20 protein-coding genes are annotated in these 19,648 nt (G+C 62.6%); 6 read left to right on the top strand and 14 right to left on the bottom strand.

Going from position 1 to position 19,648, the window contains the following annotated elements:
- Positions 1-35: 35 nt before the first annotated feature.
- From J7I86_RS21175 to J7I86_RS21165, 3 genes are read right to left on the bottom strand one after another with little or no spacing between them, the layout of a single operon-like run.
- Positions 36-1,049, bottom strand: coding sequence for a biotin-dependent carboxyltransferase family protein (locus J7I86_RS21175; protein ID WP_214822819.1), 1,014 nt, complete (start codon positions 1,047-1,049; stop codon positions 36-38).
- The gene (locus J7I86_RS21170; protein ID WP_214822818.1) at positions 1,046-1,813 is read right to left on the bottom strand and encodes an allophanate hydrolase subunit 1; all 768 of its coding nucleotides are present in this window, start codon (positions 1,811-1,813) and stop codon (positions 1,046-1,048) included. Before J7I86_RS21170 ends, J7I86_RS21175 begins: the two co-directional genes overlap by 4 nt.
- Position 1,814: 1 nt before the next feature.
- On the bottom strand, positions 1,815-2,603 hold the full coding sequence (locus J7I86_RS21165; RefSeq protein WP_214822817.1) for a LamB/YcsF family protein: 789 nt from the start codon (positions 2,601-2,603) through the stop codon (positions 1,815-1,817).
- Between the two features lie 300 nt (positions 2,604-2,903).
- On the opposite strand from J7I86_RS21165, the gene J7I86_RS21160 reads away from it, so the two are divergent.
- Positions 2,904-3,848: a LysR substrate-binding domain-containing protein gene (locus J7I86_RS21160; RefSeq protein WP_214822816.1), complete on the top strand. Its 945-nt coding sequence runs from the start codon at positions 2,904-2,906 to the stop codon at positions 3,846-3,848.
- Between the two features lie 525 nt (positions 3,849-4,373).
- Here the strand turns inward: J7I86_RS21160 and J7I86_RS21155 are convergent.
- Positions 4,374-5,048, bottom strand: a complete 675-nt coding sequence (locus J7I86_RS21155; RefSeq protein WP_214822815.1) for a 4-carboxy-4-hydroxy-2-oxoadipate aldolase/oxaloacetate decarboxylase — start codon at positions 5,046-5,048, stop codon at positions 4,374-4,376.
- 21 nt (positions 5,049-5,069) lie between these two features.
- Positions 5,070-6,278 carry an aspartate transaminase gene (locus J7I86_RS21150; RefSeq protein ID WP_214822814.1) on the bottom strand — a complete coding sequence of 403 codons (1,209 nt, stop codon included), beginning with the start codon at positions 6,276-6,278 and terminating at the stop codon, positions 5,070-5,072.
- Between the two features lie 296 nt (positions 6,279-6,574).
- On the opposite strand from J7I86_RS21150, the gene J7I86_RS23010 reads away from it, so the two are divergent.
- Together J7I86_RS23010 and J7I86_RS21140 are read left to right on the top strand one after the other, a co-directional pair.
- Positions 6,575-7,120 carry a hypothetical protein gene (locus tag J7I86_RS23010; RefSeq protein ID WP_286180102.1) on the top strand — a complete coding sequence of 182 codons (546 nt, stop codon included), beginning with the start codon at positions 6,575-6,577 and terminating at the stop codon, positions 7,118-7,120.
- A gap of 53 nt (positions 7,121-7,173) precedes the next feature.
- A complete protein-coding gene (locus J7I86_RS21140; protein ID WP_214822813.1) occupies positions 7,174-7,554 on the top strand; it encodes a nuclear transport factor 2 family protein in 381 nt (126 codons plus the stop codon).
- A 74-nt stretch (positions 7,555-7,628) separates the two neighbouring features.
- Here the strand turns inward: J7I86_RS21140 and J7I86_RS21135 are convergent, their stop codons facing one another.
- From J7I86_RS21135 to J7I86_RS21100, 8 genes are all read right to left on the bottom strand, one after another.
- The gene (locus tag J7I86_RS21135) at positions 7,629-9,065 is read right to left on the bottom strand and encodes an MFS transporter (RefSeq protein ID WP_214822812.1); all 1,437 of its coding nucleotides are present in this window, start codon (positions 9,063-9,065) and stop codon (positions 7,629-7,631) included.
- A 63-nt stretch (positions 9,066-9,128) separates the two neighbouring features.
- Positions 9,129-10,622, bottom strand: coding sequence for an NAD-dependent succinate-semialdehyde dehydrogenase (locus J7I86_RS21130; protein ID WP_214822811.1), 1,494 nt, complete (start codon positions 10,620-10,622; stop codon positions 9,129-9,131).
- 84 nt (positions 10,623-10,706) lie between these two features.
- On the bottom strand, positions 10,707-11,510 hold the full coding sequence (locus tag J7I86_RS21125) for an HpcH/HpaI aldolase/citrate lyase family protein (RefSeq protein ID WP_214822810.1): 804 nt from the start codon (positions 11,508-11,510) through the stop codon (positions 10,707-10,709).
- Entirely contained in the window at positions 11,495-12,280 is a 786-nt protein-coding gene (hpaH, locus tag J7I86_RS21120) for a 2-oxo-hept-4-ene-1,7-dioate hydratase (RefSeq protein WP_214822809.1), read from the bottom strand. Before hpaH ends, J7I86_RS21125 begins: the two co-directional genes overlap by 16 nt.
- Before the next feature lie 4 nt (positions 12,281-12,284).
- Positions 12,285-13,379, bottom strand: a complete 1,095-nt coding sequence (hpaD, locus tag J7I86_RS21115) for a 3,4-dihydroxyphenylacetate 2,3-dioxygenase (RefSeq protein ID WP_214822808.1) — start codon at positions 13,377-13,379, stop codon at positions 12,285-12,287.
- Between the two features lie 37 nt (positions 13,380-13,416).
- Positions 13,417-14,928: a 5-carboxymethyl-2-hydroxymuconate semialdehyde dehydrogenase gene (gene hpaE, locus J7I86_RS21110; protein WP_214822807.1), complete on the bottom strand. Its 1,512-nt coding sequence runs from the start codon at positions 14,926-14,928 to the stop codon at positions 13,417-13,419.
- Positions 14,929-14,963: 35 nt separating this feature from the next.
- Positions 14,964-15,647, bottom strand: a complete 684-nt coding sequence (locus J7I86_RS21105; RefSeq protein WP_214822806.1) for a GntR family transcriptional regulator — start codon at positions 15,645-15,647, stop codon at positions 14,964-14,966.
- Positions 15,640-17,160 carry a fumarylacetoacetate hydrolase family protein gene (locus J7I86_RS21100; protein WP_214822805.1) on the bottom strand — a complete coding sequence of 507 codons (1,521 nt, stop codon included), beginning with the start codon at positions 17,158-17,160 and terminating at the stop codon, positions 15,640-15,642. The genes J7I86_RS21105 and J7I86_RS21100 overlap by 8 nt, the downstream gene beginning before the upstream one ends.
- Positions 17,161-17,357: 197 nt before the next feature.
- Here J7I86_RS21100 and J7I86_RS21095 point away from each other — a divergent pair, with 197 nt between their 5' ends.
- The gene (locus J7I86_RS21095) at positions 17,358-17,927 is read left to right on the top strand and encodes a YdeI family protein (protein WP_214822804.1); all 570 of its coding nucleotides are present in this window, start codon (positions 17,358-17,360) and stop codon (positions 17,925-17,927) included.
- A 42-nt stretch (positions 17,928-17,969) separates the two neighbouring features.
- Positions 17,970-18,674: an alpha/beta fold hydrolase gene (locus tag J7I86_RS21090; RefSeq protein WP_214822803.1), complete on the top strand. Its 705-nt coding sequence runs from the start codon at positions 17,970-17,972 to the stop codon at positions 18,672-18,674.
- Here J7I86_RS21090 and J7I86_RS21085 read toward each other — a convergent pair.
- Positions 18,671-19,108 (bottom strand): hypothetical protein, encoded by a 438-nt coding sequence (locus J7I86_RS21085; protein ID WP_214822802.1) that lies wholly within the window; start codon positions 19,106-19,108, stop codon positions 18,671-18,673. The two genes, J7I86_RS21090 and J7I86_RS21085, sit on opposite strands and share 4 nt — an antisense overlap.
- Positions 19,109-19,294: 186 nt before the next feature.
- On the opposite strand from J7I86_RS21085, the gene J7I86_RS21080 reads away from it, so the two are divergent.
- Positions 19,295-19,492 (top strand): CsbD family protein, encoded by a 198-nt coding sequence (locus J7I86_RS21080; RefSeq protein ID WP_214822801.1) that lies wholly within the window; start codon positions 19,295-19,297, stop codon positions 19,490-19,492.
- Positions 19,493-19,648: the final 156 nt, after the last annotated feature.

Genomic DNA, 19,648 nt, shown 5'->3' with positions numbered 1-19,648 from the left:
CGTAGCAACGCCTACTGGTCTAACGACAGGGGTTATTAGCTGCATGCCGCAACTGGTAGGTCCTGCCACTGGGGACGGCATCCGATGCCGAGGAGTCCGAAGACGGTGTTGACGGATTCGCGGAGGGTTTCAAGTTGCGCCCGCGAGCGCCTGTGGGCGGCAGTTGCTTCTGCCACTGTGGTTTTCCGAAAACGGACTTTGTCCCCTGGCCTCGCTTGAGCCAGGACATCCAGTCCGGTGCTGGTGACCACTGCAAGTACGGGATACCCGGCGGTGACGCCGCGGCCCCGGTGCAGTACCAGCAGTTCTTCCCTGGAGGGAACCTCGACGGCGCCTACCGGCACTCCGCGGGAGAGGACCTCACCGCTTGAGGTTCTTTCCGGAAGCTCTCCGCCGAGCCGCAGGCCAATGTGGTTGCTGCGGTCACTGACTGCGTACTCCGAGGTGAAGAGCAGTTCGCCGGATTCGCCAAATTCGGCGACGTCCGGCCCGTCCGTCACATCAACCAACAGTTCTGATCCCATGCTTGGCCGTTCAAGGCCCAGCCGGAAAAGTGGAAGGTCAAAGTAGGGTTGGCGTACGGGCCCAACGCTCCTGCGGGCGCGGAGGCTGATGCCTTCCTTCAGTTGAAGCCCGAAGCCTACAACCGTGTCCGGGGCGCAGCTGCCAAGCAGTGTTTCGGCCTCTATGGAACCGTGGATTGCCAGGTACGCACGAAGACCACTGTGGATGCCACGGATGGTCACTGACTCCCCGGCCCGAACGGATACCGGCTCCCATTGGCTGCAGGGCCGACCGCCCACGGTGAGCGTGAGCGGAGCACCTGTGACAGCAATCAGGATGTCGGTGGTGGCCTTCATCCGAAAATCCAGGGCCGTGATCTCCACCAGCGGATGGTGGTCCGGATTCCCGGCCAGGATGTTGGCTGCACGGGCCGAGTACTGATCCGAAGCTCCGTTGACCGGAAGTCCGAATCGGGGTCCGCGGGTTCTGCCAAGGTCAGTGACCACCGAGTTACCAGCCTGCAGGATCAGGATTGGGCCGCTCATGGCCGCGCCCCTGACTCCACAAAGTCCACGTCCTCCGAAGCCACGTCCAGCGGCTCCAATTCCAAGCCGGCGTACTGGCCGAAGTCTTCGGTACGGATCTGCCGGAACCGCAGGATGTCGCCCGGCTTGTAGGGCACCAACGGTTCGCGGCGGATGTTCAGGACCGACATCGGGGTCTGTCCAATGACGCACCATCCACCGGGAGCCACCGCCGGAGCAATGACTGCTTGGCGACCGGCAACTGCCACTGCACCAGCGGGGACGCTGAGTCGGGGGTCCTTGAGCCGCGGCACCGGCTTGGGGAAGGCGGGGCCATCCATCATTGGGGAACCAGCCGGAGCACCGAGGCAACGAACGGTGTAAGTCTTGGCGGTGTGGAGGCGAATGACCTCGCCCACTGAGATCCCCTGGTGCTCCGCGACGCGCTCTAAATCGGGGCCGTACTCGCCGCCATACACCACGGGGACATCGAATTCACGGGGTGCTCTTGCGGATTCGCCGGCGTGGCCGAGTTCCAGCAGCCCGAGCGTCACGAAGGCACGGACCTGCCGTGCCGAGACGAGGATGGGATCGAACTCCACCAGCACGGAATCGTAGGTTGGAACCGCACCGCACAGACCCTCGGCACCGCAGTTTTCCAGCCAATCTGCCAGCCCGTGGACGGTCAGCCAGTTGTGTTCGCTGGCTTCGGAGATCGCGACAACACGCAGTGCGGAGTCTCCGGATTCGTAGATCTCGGTGGGGGCCGCTGCAAGAAGGGACATGTCAGGCCGCCTTCCTCTTGGCATCCATGACCTCGGCCAGCGGAGCGAGGCTGACGCCGGCGGAGATGAGCTCGGACCGGATCCGGCCGGCCAGTTGTACGGCACCGGGGTTGTCGCCGTGGAGGAGGACGGTGTCGACGTCGATTGTCATGTCCACGCCGTTGGCGCAGCGGAGCTTGCCCTCAATCACCATGCGAAGGGTCCGCTCAACGATCTCGGCGGGATCGTGGAGCACGGCGCCCGATTGGGTTCGGGGAACCAACGTGCCGTCTTCCTGGTAGGCGCGGTCCACGATGCCCACGATCGCTACGTCAAGTCCGGCGGCCCGGGAAGCGGCGGCCAGTTCACCTTCCTGTGCGACAACGATCATCTTGTTGTCCACCTTGGCAGCAGCCTGCGCCACGGCCCGGGCATAGTCGGGGCGGACAGCAACCAGGTTGCCGAGCCGGCCGTGAGGTGCCAGGTGGGAGACCTTGGTGCCGTGGAAGGCTGCGAAGCCGTTCAGTGCTCCCAGCTGGTAAAGGACGTCGTTCTGTACCTCGCCGGCGGAGAGCCCCATATCGCGTCGTCCGAAACCACGCAGGTCCGGGAAGCTCGGATGCGCACCGATGCCAACTCCACGGCGTACACATTCAGCAACGGTAGCTGCCATGATGTCCGGATCACCGGCGTGGAACCCGCATGCAATATTGGCGCTTGTTACGATCTCCAGGAGCTCGGAATCGTCGCCAATGGTGTAGGCGCCAAATCCCTCTCCAAGATCCGCTACAAGATCAATTGTGGGGTTCACGTGGTTCTCTTTCCGTGAGTTCTGAATTAATAGCGGAAATATCACCATGCCTCTGTGGAAGGTGACCTTGAATTTCCGGAAATTGTGGACGCTGGATTCAATCCGATGCGTTGCCTGAAGTTCTTTCCAAAAGTCTCGCACTCGGGCAGACCCCCGCACAAAGACCTAATAGCTATCCCGTGATAGCTCTCCGTTATGACCTGCACCACCCTGTACTGTGTCATGGGTCCCACAGGTGCCCGGATAGAATTTACCCAACGCATGCCACCCGGGGACGTGGCTCTCCAGGAAGGCAAATCCATGGACACGAGGAAGCTCTCATACTTTGTTCAGATCGTTGATTCAGGGAGCATCACCAAGGCAGCTGCTGCCCTTCACGTTGCCCAGCCGGCGCTCAGTCAGCAGGTATCGGCACTGGAGAACGACCTCAAGCAGCGACTCCTGATCCGCAGTAAGCAAGGGGTTGAACCCACTGCTGCCGGGCACACCCTCTACCGCCATGCCCAGTCGATCCTCAGGCTCGTTGAGCAAGCCCGGCAAGATGTGGCCACCTCCGGAGCCGCGCCTTCGGGCAGGGTGTCCATAGCGATTGCGCCCTACAGCATGGCCTCCAGCCTGACGCCCCAGATCATCAGCGAAGTAGGGCGGCGCTACCCGGACATCGTGATCCACCTGACAGAGATCTTCGGCGGCGTGCTGAGCGAGGCCATCAAGAACGGACGCTTGGACATGGCGCTGATCTACGAACCCGGGAAAATCCGCGGGGTTCAGTTCACCACCATGATTGTGGAAGACCTGCATTTGGTGGTGCACCCGGATGTGGACATCAACCACGGCAAGGACACGATCACCCTTGCGGAGGCGAGCACCGTGGGGCTGTTCCTCCCCGAAAAGAACCACACGCTGCGCCAGCTCATCGAGAAGGGCCTGACGGACCAGGAGCTACCGCTCAAGCTGGTGGGGGAAGTGGAGTCCGTTCCTTCATTGACACGACTTATCCGAGCCAATCTAGGCGGCACCGTACTGCCGAAGTCAGCCGCGGACGCCCTCTTCCCGGACCAGGACTTCAAGGTACTGCGGATTGTGGAGCCAGGACTCCAGAGCAAGATCGCCCTCTGCACCCCTGACCACGAACCGCTGTCCGAGGCCGCCTCAGCTGTCCTCATGGTGGTCAAGGAAATGCTGCATCAACAACTCATCAGCAAGTACGGAACCGACCCCGTTCAACTGCCGGCCCATCCATAACAAAGCCTTATCCGGACAGACAGCTTTGGTCTTATTCACGAACGCCGAATTTTCCTACTATCGAATTAGCAACAAATTCGAAAACAGCTCACGCATCCCGCGGGCGAGTTCAAAGGAAACAACGGTGAAAAAGATCAGCACAATCGGATGGGTATCAAGTCCAACCCGCGGAACAGTTAGCGCACGAACCGGATTCCATTGCCCACGAAATGGTTTCTGGCGTCCGATCGGCGGGATAGGCGAACCCCTGTTCGTCTTCGAAGGCAGCCTGATGCCACCTCACGCCGGTAGCAGCATCGAATGGCAGTTAGTGGATACCCGCCCGGGACACTCGGGGCTGGACTAAGCCCCGGGTGAAGGGAAGCGGCCAACTCAGCCACCCGCCGTCGGGCCTTCATCAAAGTTCCAACGCCACAAGGCGCCCTGCTCCGGCACGGCGCCTTTCTTGTGCCCGAAAACAGCAAGCGCGCCAAAGGGCCGGCCGCCGCGTCTCCACGTCGCGGCGGCCGGCCTTCAGCGGAGGTTCTAGTCCTCTACCAAGAGACCCTTCTCCTTGAGCTTGTCCGTCAAGCCACACAGCTCGATGGTGGTGCCGCCGTCGTGGTACAGCTTGATGATCTCACGCTCGTGGTCGTCGCGGGCCTGGGACAGGGCGATGACTTCCTCGGCTTCCTCGCGTCGAACTACCACAACGCCGTCAGCGTCGCCGCGGAGGATATCGCCGGGGTAAATGATCTCGTCACCGAAGACGATCGGGTGGTTTACCGGGCCCAGCGTTTCCTTGACCGTGCCCTTGATGCTGACACTGGCGGAGAAGACGGGCAGGCCAAGTTCGATCAGATCCTGGGTATCACGGACGCCGGAATCGGTAACCATTGCAGCGATGCCTTTGGCTTTCATGGCATTGCCCAGGACATCGCCGAAGGTGCCGGCTTCAGCCATTTCCTGGGCACTAACCAAGACAACGTCGCCGGCTTGAGCATAGTGGATGGCGACTTGGAGCATGAGGTTGTCCTGGGGTGCGCAGGCGACCGTGACGGCCGGACCACAGAAGGACATGGAGCGGTCGATCGGCTTGATCTTGGAGCTCAACGCGCCGCGGCGGCCCTGGGCTTCGTGGATCGTAGCGGAGGAAAATCCGGCCAGGCGGCTGACGACGTCAGCGTCGGGGCGCTCGAATTTAGTCTTGACGTGGATCATTGTGGAATCTTTCTGTGGGGCTTACGACAGGGCGTTGATGGCATCGCGGATGGCGTCCACGCCGCCGTTGATGGTTTCCATGGACGTGGCGAAGGAGATTCTGAAATAGGGGCCAAGGCCGTAGGCCGAACCCTGGATGACGGCGACGCGGGCAGCGTTCAGGAGATAGAGCGTGAAGTCCTGGTCGTTCTCGATGACCGTGCCGTCGGACGCGGCTTTCCCGATCACACCACTGCAGTTCACGTAGGCGTAGAAGGCGCCTTCCGCCGGCGCAACGGACAGGCCGTTGATGGCGTTGAGGCCCTCGACGGCGGCGTCCCGACGCTTGCGGTAAACCTCCACGCTGTCGCGGACGAAGGACTGATCGCCGTTCAGCGCCGCCGTTGCTGCGGCCTGGCTGATGGACGACGGGCAAGACGACGTCTGGGACTGCAGCTTGTTCATGGCAGCAATCAAGGGCGCCGGTCCCACACCGTAGCCGAGGCGCCAGCCGGTCATGGCGTAGGCCTTGGATACGCCGTTGACCAGAAGGATGCGGTCCTTGAGCTTCGGCGCGGCGGTGGCCAGGCTGGTGACACGGCCGTTGCCGAAGTGGATTTCGTCATAGATCTCGTCGGTGAGGATGAAGACGTGGGGGTGTCGTTCCAGAACTGCGCCGAGGGCTTCGAGTTCCTCGCGGGTGTACACGGCGCCGGTGGGGTTCGACGGTGCATTGAGGATGAGCCACTTGGTCCGGGGCGTCACGGCCTCTTCCAGCACTGCCGGAGTGAGCTTAAAGCCGCTCTCTTCCGTGCATTCGACGATCACCGGCGTGCCGTCGTTGGCGAGCACCATATCCGGGTACGAGACCCAGTAGGGCGCGGGCACAATCACCTCATCGCCTTCGTTGACCGAAGCCATCAGGGCAACGTAGAGGACCTGCTTGGCGCCGCCGCCGATAGTCAGCTGGTGCGGCTCGTAGTGGTGCCCTGTGTGGGCCTCGATTTTGCGAAGGATGGCGGTCTGCAGCTCAGGCGTACCTGTCACCGAGGTGTATTTGGTTTCGCCGTTGTTGATTGCCTCGATGGCGGCGGCCTTGATGTGGTCCGGGGTGTCAAAGTCCGGCTCGCCGACGGTCAGGTCGATGATCGGGATGCCTTCAGCTTTCAGTTCACGGACACGGGCCGCCGCGGTGACGCTCGCTGAGGACTTGATGCGGATGACCCTCGACGCCGGCAGGTAGTCGGACATGTCTCCTCCAGGAATGTGGAACTCAAGACACGCGGATTCGCGTATCCCCTTTTTCGAGACTAGGGATTGGCGCGCTTTGTGGATAAGACCTAATGTGCGTGGATCTATAAGGGGTCCTTATGACGCTTGACCAGGTTTCCTGCCACACGCGCCGATTCAAGTGCTTTCCGCGCCGAAAAGTGCTTTTCCATGCACTTTACTTATGGGTTCACGCGGTATTGGTATTTCCTCGGCCGGGCGAGCAACGCCTACATTCGAGGGATCACAAGGACCTGATCCGCACCGAAAGGGAGCCCATGCCCCTCCGAACCAGCTCAGCCACGGCCGCTTCCCTGCAGGCTCGCTCAGCCACTGGAAGGTACGCCTACCGGGCCAAAGCACCACGATCGCAAGCTCCAGATCACGGCGAACACACCAAGCTCGCCCACGCACTCGGGGTTCATCGGCAACTTCTCTCGCATGCGGCCAGTGCCATCCGGACGTTGACTGCAGCCAGAAACGAGCTGATTGCCCAAGCGATAGAGGATGGGCTCACGGTAGCGACTGTCTCGGCGGTTACCGGAGAGAACCTGCGCACCGTCCGCACCATCGCTTTGGCTTATGACGATCATCATCCCAGCGGACTCCCCCGCCAAGCCCACCTGTCCGCGCTGCAAGTGAAAAGCGATGAACTCCGGGCAGCGGAAAGCCATCGGGACCTGATCAGTGAACGTCGCGAGGCCTTGATTATTGGGGCGCTCCGGAACAGGGTCTGTGACGACTTGGAGCTTGCCTCGATGACCGGCCTCACCCAGGACCACATCCGCCGGGCATCCCGTGGAATCGCACGCCCGGCCAGGTGAAAGCAACTCACCCACCGTTGAACCCACCGGCCCAAGCAGGGTAGAACGGGTAGATGACCAACGACGTGAACTTTTGGATGGATCAGTACGAACGTGCGTGGACGTCAAATGAGCCCGACGACATCCGCGCCCTCTTTACTGAGGACGCCGTCTACAACGACCGCCCCAACACTGAAAAACAATGGAACGGCCACGACGAAATCGTCAAAGCATGGGCCGACGCCGGCGACAAACCCGAGGACTGGACTTTCGAATGGAACCTTCTGGGCGAGGACGGTGATACCGCGTTTGTCCAGGGCCTGACCACGTACCTCAACGGGGATCCCACCTATGACAACCTTTGGGTGATCCGTTTTGCCGAGGACGGGCGCGCCCGCGAATTCACCGAGTGGTACATGGCCCGCAAGAACCCATCGCCCCACCAACCCAACTAACTGGCAGTAGTGGCTCTTCCCAGGGCTGGGAACGACCACTACTACTGCCAGTCAGTCAGTAGGGGAAACCCAGGTCAGGCGTCCGTGGGAACCTTGTCCGTGGGGCCCTTGTCTGCGGAAGTGAACGACGACGGCGTGCGGCGATCGAACACGGTGGCCCCGACTTCCTGCTCGGCCTGGTTGTCGATCCCGAGGTCAATGCCCTTGCGCTCGCGGGTCAGCAGCACGGCGACCGTGGAAATCACGGCAACAATCAGCAGGTACGCCGAGACGCTCATAGTGGTTCCCGTCGCTTGAACCAGTGCTGTTGCAATGGTCGGGGCGAAGGCTCCGCCGATGATCGAACCAAGTGCGTAGGAGATAGCGACGCCGGAGAACCTGATGGATGCGGGGAACAGCTCGCTGTACAGCGCTGCCTGTGGACCGTACGTCAGTCCCAGCCCCAGGCTGAACAATGCCAGTCCAGCCACCATGGCCCAGATGTTCCCGGTGTTGATCAGCCAGAACAGCGGGAAGAACGTGACAATCAGGCATGCGTAGCCGATCAGGTACGTCTTCTTCCGGCCGATGCTGTCAGCGAGGTACCCGGACACGAGGGTGAAGATGAACCACAGGGCTGCGGAAGCTGTGATGGCCAGGAGGACCTGCGTTCGGTCCATGGCCAGCCCCTTGGGTGCAGTGGCGTAGCTGAGGATGTACCCGCCGGTGGTCATGTAGCCGGCGGCGTTGTTTCCCGCGAAGATCAGCGCGGCCAGGATGACCAGCAGCCAGTGCTTCTTGAACAGTTCCACAATGGGAACCCTGGTCTGCTGCTTACGTGTGGCGATCTCGGCGAAGACAGGGCTTTCATCGACGCCCCTACGGACAATGAAGCCCACGATGATCAGCACGAAGCTGAGCAGGAAGGGAACACGCCAGCCCCACTCTTCGAACGCTGCGCCGGGCGTGATCACACCGGACATAAGGGTGAGGACGCCGGAGGCGAGGAGCATGCCCAAAGGCACTCCCAGTTGGGGGAACGAGCCGAAGAGGCCGCGCTTATTCCGGGGCGCATGCTCCACAGCCATCAGGACGGCGCCTCCCCATTCACCGCCGGCCGAAATGCCTTGCAGAATCCGCAGGAACAGCAGCAGGATCGGGGCTGCGAGGCCCGCCGTCTCGTAAGTGGGCAGGACACCAATGAGCATGGTGGCCGCACCCATCAGCACGAGCGTCAGCACCAGCATGGCCCGGCGTCCGAGTTTGTCGCCGAAGTGCCCGGCGAGGAAGGCCCCCAACGGCCGGAACAGGAAGGACAGGCCCACTGACGCGAAGGAAATCAGCAGTGCGATGTCGTCACCGGCCGGCTCGAAGAAGAGCTTGGCAAAGATCAGGCCGGCAGCGTTGGCGTAGATGAAGAAGTCGTACCACTCAACCGTGGTTCCAACGATCGTCGCAAACGCTACCCGGCGGTTGTTCCGCGCCGAGTGGCGCTTCTCCAAACCAGCTTGTGCAGATGGTGATGCGCTCATGAGTGTGACTCATTTCCCGCGGACACAGCTATGTGCCCGCGATAGGTGGCATTGATGGGAGGCTCAGACTGCGTAGGGGTCGGCGATGCCGATGTATTGGGTGGTGGTGTACTCGGCGATGCCTTCGGAGCCGCCTTCACGGCCCAGGCCGGATTGCTTCACACCGCCGAATGGTGCTGCGGCGTTGGAGATGACGCCGGCGTTGAATCCGACCATGCCGAACTCGATTTGCTCCGCGACCCGGAGCAGACGGTTGAAGTCCTTGCTGTAGATGTAAGAGGCCAGGCCGTATTCGCTGGCGTTGGCCAGGCGGATGGCGTCCTCTTCGGTGTCGAAGTTGGTCACCGGGGCTACGGGCCCGAAGATCTCCTGGCGGAGGATATCCGCGTCATTGGGTACGTCCGCCAGCACGGTGGGCGGGTAAAAGTAGCCGGGACCGCCCGCAGGCTTACCACCGGTGAGGGCGGTAGCACCGGCGTCGACGGCGGCACTCACCAAGGCGTGCACGTCGTCCCGGGCTCCGGCGTCAATCAACGGACCAACTTGAGTAGATGGTTCGGTGCCGCGGCCGGTCACTAAGGCTCCCATGGCGCTCGCGAACTTACGGGTGAACTCCGCGGCGACAGAGGAGTGGACCAGGAAGCGGTTCGCCGCGGTGCAGGCCTCGCCCATGTTCCGCATCTTCGCGGCCATTGCCCCTTCTACCGCGGCATCCAGGTCTGCGTCCTCGAACACGATGAACGGGGCGTTGCCGCCAAGTTCCATGGAGGTGCGCAGGACGTTCTGCGCTGCGTCAGCCATGAGCCGCCGTCCTACCGGGGTGGAGCCGGTGAAGGAGACCTTGCGCAGGCGGGGGTCGGCGAGCAACGGCCCGGAAATCCCTGAAGCAGATGAGGAGGAGACCACGTTCAAGACTCCGGCGGGGAGCCCGGCGTCGAGCATGGTCTGGGCGAAGTACTGCGCAGTCAAAGGCGTGAGTTTGGCGGGTTTGAGGACCATGGTGCAGCCGGCGGCGATCGCGGGAGCGACCTTGCGCGTGGCCATGGCCAGCGGGAAGTTCCAGGGCGTGATGAGCAGGCACGGACCCACGGGTTTGTGCTGGACCAGGATCTTGTTCTTGCCCTCGGGCGTGGTGAGGTACCGGCCATAGTCGCGGACGGTTTCTTCGGAGAACCAGCGCAGGAACTCGGCCCCGTAGGTGACTTCGCCACGCGCCTCAGCCAAGGGCTTGCCCATCTCCAGGGTCATCAGCAGGGCGAAGTCGTCGGCTCGTTCGATGACGAGGTCGAAGGCACGTCGCAGGATTTCGGCGCGCTCACGCGGAGCGGTCCGGGCCCATGAAGCCTGCACGGCATCGGCGGCATCAAGGGCCGCCACGGCGTCGTCACTCGTGGCGGACGCGAGCGTGGCCAGGACCTCGCCAGTGGACGGGTCGTGGACGTCAAAAGTTCCGCCGTCGGACGCGTCACGCCACTGCCCGCCGACCAACAAACCAGTGGGAACGGAAGCCAGCAATGACGCTTCACGGGACGACAAATCAACAGGTGCAGCAGACATGGAAATCTCCTAGGAAATGCGCAGACAGGACCCACTACGCGGGCAAACGCCGCGGTGGGCAAAAGACCGCGAAAAATGGGAAGGTCAGTAGCTTTCGCGCTTGGCCGTTTCAGACACGGGAATGAAGGTTGACGCGAAGCCCTCGGAAGCACGGGCCAGCACAGAGACATCGGCGCCCACCAGCACAAAGGAGGCACCGGCGTCGAGATAGGCGCGGGCGGTTGCCTCGTTGAAGGCGTTCACGCCCGCCGGCTTACCGGCGGCTTTGGCGGCTGCGAGGCAATGCTCGACGACGGCCCTCACTAAGGGATTTTCCTGCTGTCCCAGCAGGCCCATGGAAGCAGCGAGGTCCGAGGGGCCGAGGAAGATGCCGTCCACACCGTCGACGGCAAGTATCTCCTCCACTGCCGAAGCCGCGGCCTCGGATTCGATCTGAACGGTGAGGCTGATCGTTTCCGAAGCGGCCGCCAAGTAGTCCGGGACGCGGTTCCAGCGCGAGGCTCGGGCAAGTGCCGAGCCCACTCCGCGCACCCCGAGGGGCGGGTACCTTACCGCGGCTACGGCGGTGGCTGCCTCGAAGGCCGAGTTCACCATGGGGATGAGCAGGTTCTGGACGCCGAGGTCCAGGTATTGCTTGATGACCACGGTGTCATTCACGGGAGGCCGGACCATGACCTGCAGCGGGTAGGCGCTGACGGCGTGGAGCTGCGCGAGGATGGATTCGAGTCCGTTGGGGCTGTGCTCGGCGTCGATCAGCAGCCAGTCCAACCCAGAACCGGCACAGATTTCCGCCACCAGCGGACTGCCCGAGCACACCCACATTCCGGCGAGTGGACGACCTGCACCGGAGAGGGCCGAATAGAAAGTGGGGCCTAGCTGAAGTGACATGTCACAACTCCCAACGGTCCGTAATCCGCGTGCACAGTATCACCTTTGTACACCCACAGAGGCCTTGTAAACGAGCCCGCCAGGATGATATCTCCGGCGTTCATGGAGTCCCCGTGCGCAGCGATCTTGTTGGCCAGCCAATGCACTCCGTTGGCCGGGTGATCCAGCACGCCGGCGGCCACGCCGGTCTCTTCCACGGTCTGGTTTTTGTACAGGATGGCGGAGACCCAGCGGAGGTCGACGGCGTCGGGACGCACCGGCCGGCCACCCACCACCATGGCGCCCATCGCGGCGTTGTCCGAGATGGTGTCCACGATGGTCCGGCCCTCCATCTCGATCCTGGAATCCAGGATCTCGAGGGCCGGAACCACGTAGTCGGTGGCGTTGAGGACGTCGAAAATTGTGCAGCCGGGCCCCTTGAGGCCGGACTTCAACACGAAAGCCAACTCCACTTCCACCCGCGGGTGAGTGTACTTATCCCACTCCACGGAGCAGCCGGTTTCGAGGACCATGTCATCGAAAATGGCACCGTAATCCGGTTCAGTGATGCCCGTGGCGGCTTGCATGGCCTTGGACGTGAGGCCGATCTTGCGCCCCACCAACGTGCGCCCGGCTTCCTCGTTCCGCCGCATCCACAACTGCTGAACGGCGTATGAATCTTCCACCGTCATCTCGGGATAGCGGGCAGTGAGGCGCGGAACCGGCTTGCGGTTTCGGCCGGCCTCCAGCAGTTCGTCGGCAATGGCTTCGATCGTCTTCGCGTCCAACATGGCTCTAGACCTGCGCTCCCAGCTTGAAGCCCTCGGCAGCTTCGCCTGACGCACCCTCGGGGCGGGTGTAGGAGAAGCCGTCGGCGCCCACGGTGACGGCCATTTCGGATTTGTCTTCGCGCTCGATGATGGGCTGGGGGTTGCCGTCGAGGTCCAGTACCAGAGACGCTTCGGTGTACCAGGACGGGACCACGGGGTTGCCCCACCAATCACGGCGCTGGTTATCGTGGACGTCCCAGGTGACGGTGGGGTTGTCGGGATCGCCGGTGTAGTAGTCCTGGGTGTAGATCTCTACGCGGTGGCCGTCCGGGTCCAGGATGTAGAGGTAGAACGCGTTGGACACACCGTGGCGTCCGGGGCCTCGCTCGATCCGGTCTGAGATGCGCAGTGCGCCCATCTTGTCGCAGATCTGGATGATGTTGTGCTTCTCATGCGTGGAGAACGCGATGTGATGCAGGCGGGGTCCGTTGCCACCGGTCAGGGCGGTGTCGTGCACAGTCTGCTTGCGGTGCATCCACGCGGCGTAGGTCACGCCGTCGGAATCCTTGATGTCCTCGGAGACGCGGAAGCCGAGGTCCTCCAGGTATTTACGGCCTCGGGGGACGTCCGGGGTGACCTGGTTGAAGTGGTCCAAGCGGACCAATTCGCCGGCGGAGTAGAGGTCGTAGCGCTGGGTGAGGCGTTCCACATGCTCCACGTCGTAGAAGAACTCGTAGGGGAAACCCAGCGGGTCTTCCACGCGGACGGAGTCACCAACGCCCTTGGTGAAGCCTTCCTTGCGGCGTTCAACGCGGCAGCCAAGTTCGCGGTAGTACGCCTCGGCGGCGTCCACCTCGGCCGGAGACTTCACCCGGTAGGCGAAGGCTGCGGCTGCGGCGACCGGGCCCTTGCGGAGGACCAGGTTGTGGTGGATGAACTCCTCAAAGGAGCGCAGGCAGATGGTGTTCTCGTTCTCTTCCGTGACGTGCAGGCCCAGAAGGTCAACGTAGAACGCACGGGACTTGGCCAGATCCGTGACCACCAGTTCCAGGTAGGCGCACCGGACGATGTCCGGAGCAGGGACTGTGGGGGTGGGGATGGGACCGGTGAAGTTGCTCATGGGATTCTCTCTTCGTTGAAAGGGTAGGTGGGAAGTTTTAGGCGCCAAACTTGGGCGTGTGAACCGAGCCGAGCGTGATGTGCACGGCCTGCTGGTCGGTGTAGAAGTCGATGGAGCGGTAGCCACCCTCATGGCCCAGCCCGGAAGCTTTCACGCCACCGAACGGGGTACGAAGATCGCGGACGTTGTGGCTGTTGAGCCACACCATGCCGGCCTCCACATTCTGGGAGAAGTTGTGGGCCCGGGTGAGGTTCTGGGTCCAGATGTAGGCCGCCAGGCCGTACTTGGTGTTGTTGGCCAAGGCGAGGGCTTCGTCGTCGTTCTCGAAGGGTGTGATGGCCACGACCGGACCGAAGATTTCCTCCTGGAAGATCCGCGCATCAGGCGCGACGTCGGCGAACACCGTGGGTGCGATGTAGTTGCCTTCGGGCAGGTGGTCGGGGCGGCCGCCGCCGGCGAGGAGCCGGCCTTCGGACTTGCCGATCTCCACGTAGGAGGCCACCTTGTTGTAGTGCTCCGGGTGGACGAGCGCACCCACCTGGGTCTTGGGATCGTGGGGATCGCCCACCACGATGTTCTTGGCCCGGGCGGCGTACTTTTCGCAGAATTCGTCGTAGATGGCCCGCTCAACCAGGATGCGGGACCCGGCCGTGCAGCGTTCACCGTTCAGGGAGAACACCCCGAACAGCGCCGAATCGATCGCGGCGTCAAGATCGGCGTCGGCGAACACGACGCAGGGGGACTTGCCGCCGAGCTCCATGGACAGGCCCTTGAGGTTGGCAGCGGCGTTGCGGAAGATGGTTTGGCCCGTGGTGGTCTCGCCGGTGAAGGAGATCAGCGGCACGTCCGGGTGCTTCACCAGGGCATCGCCGGCTTCTTCGCCCAGGCCGTTGACCAGGTTGAACACGCCGTCAGGCAGGCCGGCGTCCTTGAAGATCTGTGCCCAGAGAGAGGCCGAGAGCGGCGTGAACTCGGCCGGCTTCAGCACCACGGTGTTACCGGTGGCCAGTGCCGGGGCGAGCTTCCAGGACTCCAGCATGAACGGGGTGTTCCAAGGGGTGATCAGGCCTGCGACGCCGATCGGCTTCCGGTTCACGTAGTTGATCTGCGAGCCCGGGACCTTCATGGCGTCATCGAACTGGGCCACGATCAGGTCCGCGAAGAATCGGAAGTTTTCCGCCGCGCGCAGGGCCTGGCCCTTGGCCTGGGTGATCGGCAGGCCGGTATCGAAGGTTTCGAGTTCGGCGAGGCGGGCTTCCTGGGCCTCCACGGCATCGGCGATCTTGTTCAGCACACGGGAACGTTCGCGTGGCTTCATCTTGGGCCAGGGACCGTTGACGAATGCTTCGCGGGCGGCGGCAACTGCGAGGTCGATGTCTTCCTTCTGGCCGGCGGCAGCAGTGGCGTAGTTGCCGTTGGATACCGGATCCAGGACATCGAAAGTCTTGCCGGAGATGGAGTCAACGAACTCGCCGTTGATGAAGTGCTGGATGTGGGACGGCAGGTTTTCGGGGATGTAGTGCTTGGTGGTCTCTACGGAGGTCGTCATCGTTGAAGTCCTAACTAGCGATCAGTGGCTGGTGGTTATTGTTTGGCTTGGGCCAGGTAGGCGTCCAGGGTGGCGGCGCGGTGCTGGCGGGCTGCTTTTTCAATGGTGTCGGCGTCTGCGGCGTCCTCAATGAGTTCCAGCAGGGCTTCGTGTTCGCGTACTGATTCCTGTGCGCGGCCGGGGACGAACCGGAACGTGGACGAGCGCAGTGATGCCAGCCGGTTCCAGCCGCGGTGGACCAGGTCCAGAATGTGCGGGTTGGGGCAGTGTTCAAAGAGGACGCTGTGGAAGTCCTGGTTCAGTGCGGTGAAGCGGACGGGGTCGAAGTGCTCCAGGCACTCACGCATTTCATCGTTCACCGCACGGGCGCGGGCGATGGCTACGGAATCGATCAGCGGTGCGGACAGCGCGGTGGCCGCGCCTTCCACGATGCTCAGGGTCTGCATGGTGTACAGGTATTCGGTGGGGTCGATCCCGGACACGGTGGCGCCGACGTTCCGCTCGAACTTCACCAGCCCTTCGGCTTCGAGGCGGCGGATCGCTTCCCGGACGGGGACCACGCTGAAGCCCAGGTCTTCGGCGATCTTGGCGAGCACCAGCCGGTAACCCGGAGTGTAGGTTCCCTCGATGATGCGCGCTTTCACCGCGGCATACGCCTGCTGGGATTTGCTTTGGGACTTGCTTTCGACGGCGGTGCTTCCGACGGCGGTCTCAGTCATGGCGGGCTCCTTCCGGGCTTTGCTTGGCGGACCACTCCGCGTACCGCGCCTGCCATTCCTTGTTCATGGGGTACAGCCCGTCGACGCTGTTGCCTTCCTGGACCATCTGGAAGATGAACGTCTCTTCCTTTTCCTGCTGGATGCAGTCGTCCACGAGTTCCTCGGCGATGGCCGGCGGGATCACCAGGATGCCATCGGAGTCGGCCACGATGATGTCGCCGGGCTGGACCGTAGCACCGCCGCAGGCGATGGTGATGTCCGTGTCCCACGGAATGTGCCGCCGCCCCAGGACTGCCGGGTGCGGGTTGGCGAAATAGGTAGGCATCTCCAAATCGGCCACAGCCGAATAGTCGCGGACGCCGCCGTCTGTAATGATGGCCGCGGCCCCGCGGACTTGGGCGCGGAGCGCGAGGATGTCACCCACGGTGCCGGTGCCCTTCTCGCCGCGCGCTTCCATGACCAGGATTTCGCCCTCGTTCACGGAATCGATGGCCTGCTTCTGGGCGTTGAAGCCACCGCCGTGGGTCTTGAAGAGGTCCTCGCGGTTGGGCACGTAGCGCAGGGTCCGGGCCAGGCCCACCACTTTACGGTCCGGGCGGGTGGCCTGCAGTCCGTCAATGCTCACATTGTTCAGCCCGCGCTTGCGGAGCTGGGAAGAAAGCGTGGCCGTGGCGACGGATTCCAGCTTCGTCTTCAGCTCCGGAGTGAGGACACTCTCGGCAGCCGCCGGTTCCGAAGCCTCCAGTCCAGCGGCTTCGCGCGAACCGTACGCTTCTTCCCGCTGGGTGTCATCAGTCTTGGGACGGGCACCAAAGTCCGCGAACGGCGTCGTGCCTTCCGTTACCTTGGTGGCCAGGCGGCCGCTGCTGAAGTCACCGCCGGTGACCTCAATCTCGACGACGTCTCCGGGCTTTGCCACCGAGGCGCCCGCGGGGGTGCCGGTGAGGATGATGTCGCCCTCTTCGAGCGTGAGCAGCTGGGAGAGGTCCGCCACGAGCTGGGCGAACGGGAAGAGCAGGTCCTCGGTGGTGTCGTCCTGGACAAGGTCTCCGTTCTGCCAGGTGCGTATCCGCAGCCGGGCGGGATCGACCGCGTCGGCAGGAATGAGAGCCGGGCCAACGGGGGTGAAACCGTCGCCGCCCTTGGACCGGACGTTGGAGCCCTTGTCTGCGTAGCGGAGGTCGTAGACGCCGAGGTCGTTGGACGCCGTGACCCACTCGACGTGGCTCCAGGCATCGTCCAAGCCCACGCGGCGGGCGGACTTACCGATGACCAGTGCGATTTCGCCCTCGTAGCCGAGCAGTTCACAGCCGGCGGGCCGCTCAACCGTGCCGGGCGCATCCGCGGAACCGAGCGCCAGAGACGAGGACGGCTTCAGGAAGTACGACGGCTGCTGCGGAGTGCGCCCGCGCTGGGCCGCACGGCTGGGGTAGTTGATGTGGACGGCAATGACTTTGCGCGTCCGCGCCAGCATGTCCTGGCTGACTTCCTGGGTCCGGAACTCCAGTGTCACGGCGCCTCCTCTTCTTCGAGTCCAATCAAGTACGAAATCGTATACGAATTACTATGACGGGTCTTCACTGCCGCGTCAACCCCCTTCCCGAAACCCAACCGAGTAGCCTCACAGCGCATTTTGAACCCCGGCAGCGCGCCCTGCTGCGAGGTATTTGGGGGATGCTGGGTATGAGGCTGAGCCGCAGGAAGGAAAACATGGAGCACAAGAAGGAGCGGGAGCTATTACGATTTGCCCACAGCGCGGAATGGGAAGGCTGGCTCACCGCCAACCACGCCGCCCAAACCGAAGCCTGGCTGGTGATCGGCAAGAAGAACTCGAAAGCCGGGCTCATTGAAATAGAGGATGCACTGGACGGCGCCCTCTGTTTCGGCTGGATTGATGGCCAACGCAAGGGCTACGACGAGAGCAGCTTCCTGCAAAGATACTCGCGGCGCAGGGCTCGAAGTTCGTGGTCACAAGTGAACGTGGGCAAAGTGGAAACGCTGGTTGGTGAAGGCCGCATGCGTCCGGCAGGTTTTGCCGAAATAGATGCAGCCAAGGCCGATGGCCGCTGGGACGCGGCGTACGTATCGCAGGCCAATGCCGCCGTTCCGGAGGACTTGCACGCCGCACTCGCCGGAAACCCGGCCGCCGGGAAGAACTTTGAAAACCTCGGCAAAACCGATCGCTATCTCATCATCCTGCAGATACTCAAGGCCCGCACGCCGGAGTCGCGCGCCAAGATCCTGGCGAAAACCGTGCAGAAGCTGGCGAAGGGAAACTAGCCACTCTTACAAACCGTCGGTGGGCTCCCGTAGGGTACCGGCATGGACATCATCCTTGTACCCGGTTTCTGGTTGGACGCGTCGTCGTGGGAGGAGGTGACGCCGCCGCTGGTGGCGGCCGGACACACAGTCCATCCACTGACACTGCCAGAACTGGAGTCGGTGGATGCCTCACGTGCGGGCATCGGCCTCCGCACCCACATCGACGCCGTGGTGGCGAAAGTGGACTCCCTGGACGGCAAAGTCGTCCTGGTGGGCCATTCAGGGGGCGGCGCCATCATCCACGGTGTGGCAGATGCCCGCCCGGACCGAGTGGCCCGCGCCATTTATGTGGACAGCGGACCCCTCGGTGAGGGCGGGGTCATCAATGATGAACTGCCCGACGACGGCGACGACCTCCCGTTGCCGCCGTGGGAACTGTTCGAGGAAGAAGACCTTGTTGACCTGACGGATGACCTCAAGGAAGCCTTCCGCGCGCGGGCGATCCCGGAGCCGAAGGGCGTTGCCATAGACCAGCAACACCTGAGCGACGTCCGGCGCTATGAAGTACCCGCCACGATCATCGCCTGCCAGTTCCCGTCGTCGCTCCTGAAGGAATGGATGAATGCCGGGCACCCGTTCACCGCCGAACTCGCCAGAATCCGGGACGTCCACTACATCGACCTCCCCACCGGACACTGGCCTCAGTTCACCAAGCCCAAGGAACTGGGTGAGGCGATCCTGACCGCGGTGGAAAGCGTCATCTAGTGCTTGGGCGGCGTGTTGATAGCCGGTCCTTCCGGTGCAGCGCCGCCCTCGTCGGACCAGTCACTTCCCGTGGTGTCATCCAGGGCGGGATCGGACACCACATCAGACTTGATAGTAGGTACGGTAGTGACCGTGGGCTTGCTGTCTGAACTAGCGGCGCCGGGATTCTGGCCAGTCTTGGCGGAACTGATGCCCGGGAACATGCTCTCGGCCCGTTCCATCAGTTTCTTCCCCGCCTCGTACAAGTTGTCCAAAATGTCCGGCACTGACTCCTGGACTGCCTCCGTGGCCTGATGCACGTTCTCTTGAACCTCAGGGTTCTTCCACAGCTTCTCAGTGCCTCCGCGGACCCGCCGATACACCTCCGGCCAGGACTTCGACCCCCACACGTAGCCGACAGCCACGCCTACGGCGAACAATGCTTTCCCTTTCACAGCAATCACTCCTTCCGAGGTGTTATTCCTCCGACATTAGCCCTGCGGGCCATGCCCTGTCACCTGCAGTTGATTGCGGGCTGAGTTAACACTGATTTGCCGAAATGAAACATTCGACTAAACTATTATGCCAACCAGCGGATACCCGCTGGAAGTAACTGCATCACAACCCGAGGAGTGAAAACCATGGGACTGGGCGACAAAGTTGGAAATGCTGCTGAAGAAGCAGCTGGCAAGGTCAAAGAAAAGACCGGCGAAACCACCGGCGACAGGGACCTGCAGGCTGAGGGCCAAGGGGACCAATCGAGGGCAAACCTCAAGCAGTCAGGTGAGAAAGTCAAGGACGCCGCCAAGGGCGTTTCGGACTCCTTCAAGGGCCACTAGGCTGCGAATCCGCGGCATTCCGGGCCCGCAAGCAAGGAAGGGCTAATAGTCAGGTTACTTGCTACCAGCCCCCGAAGCCGCTAGCGTTGCTGGTGTAGTACCGAGACCGACCCAATCGGCAGGAGTGCTTTATTGGCTGTATTTCATAAATTCATC

Origin of the sequence: Arthrobacter sp. ISL-95, from assembly GCF_018613695.1 — a bacterium.
Lineage (GTDB): Bacteria > Actinomycetota > Actinomycetes > Actinomycetales > Micrococcaceae > Arthrobacter.
Note: the sequence above shows the minus strand (reverse complement) of the source record. Positions and strands in the feature narration are given on the sequence as shown.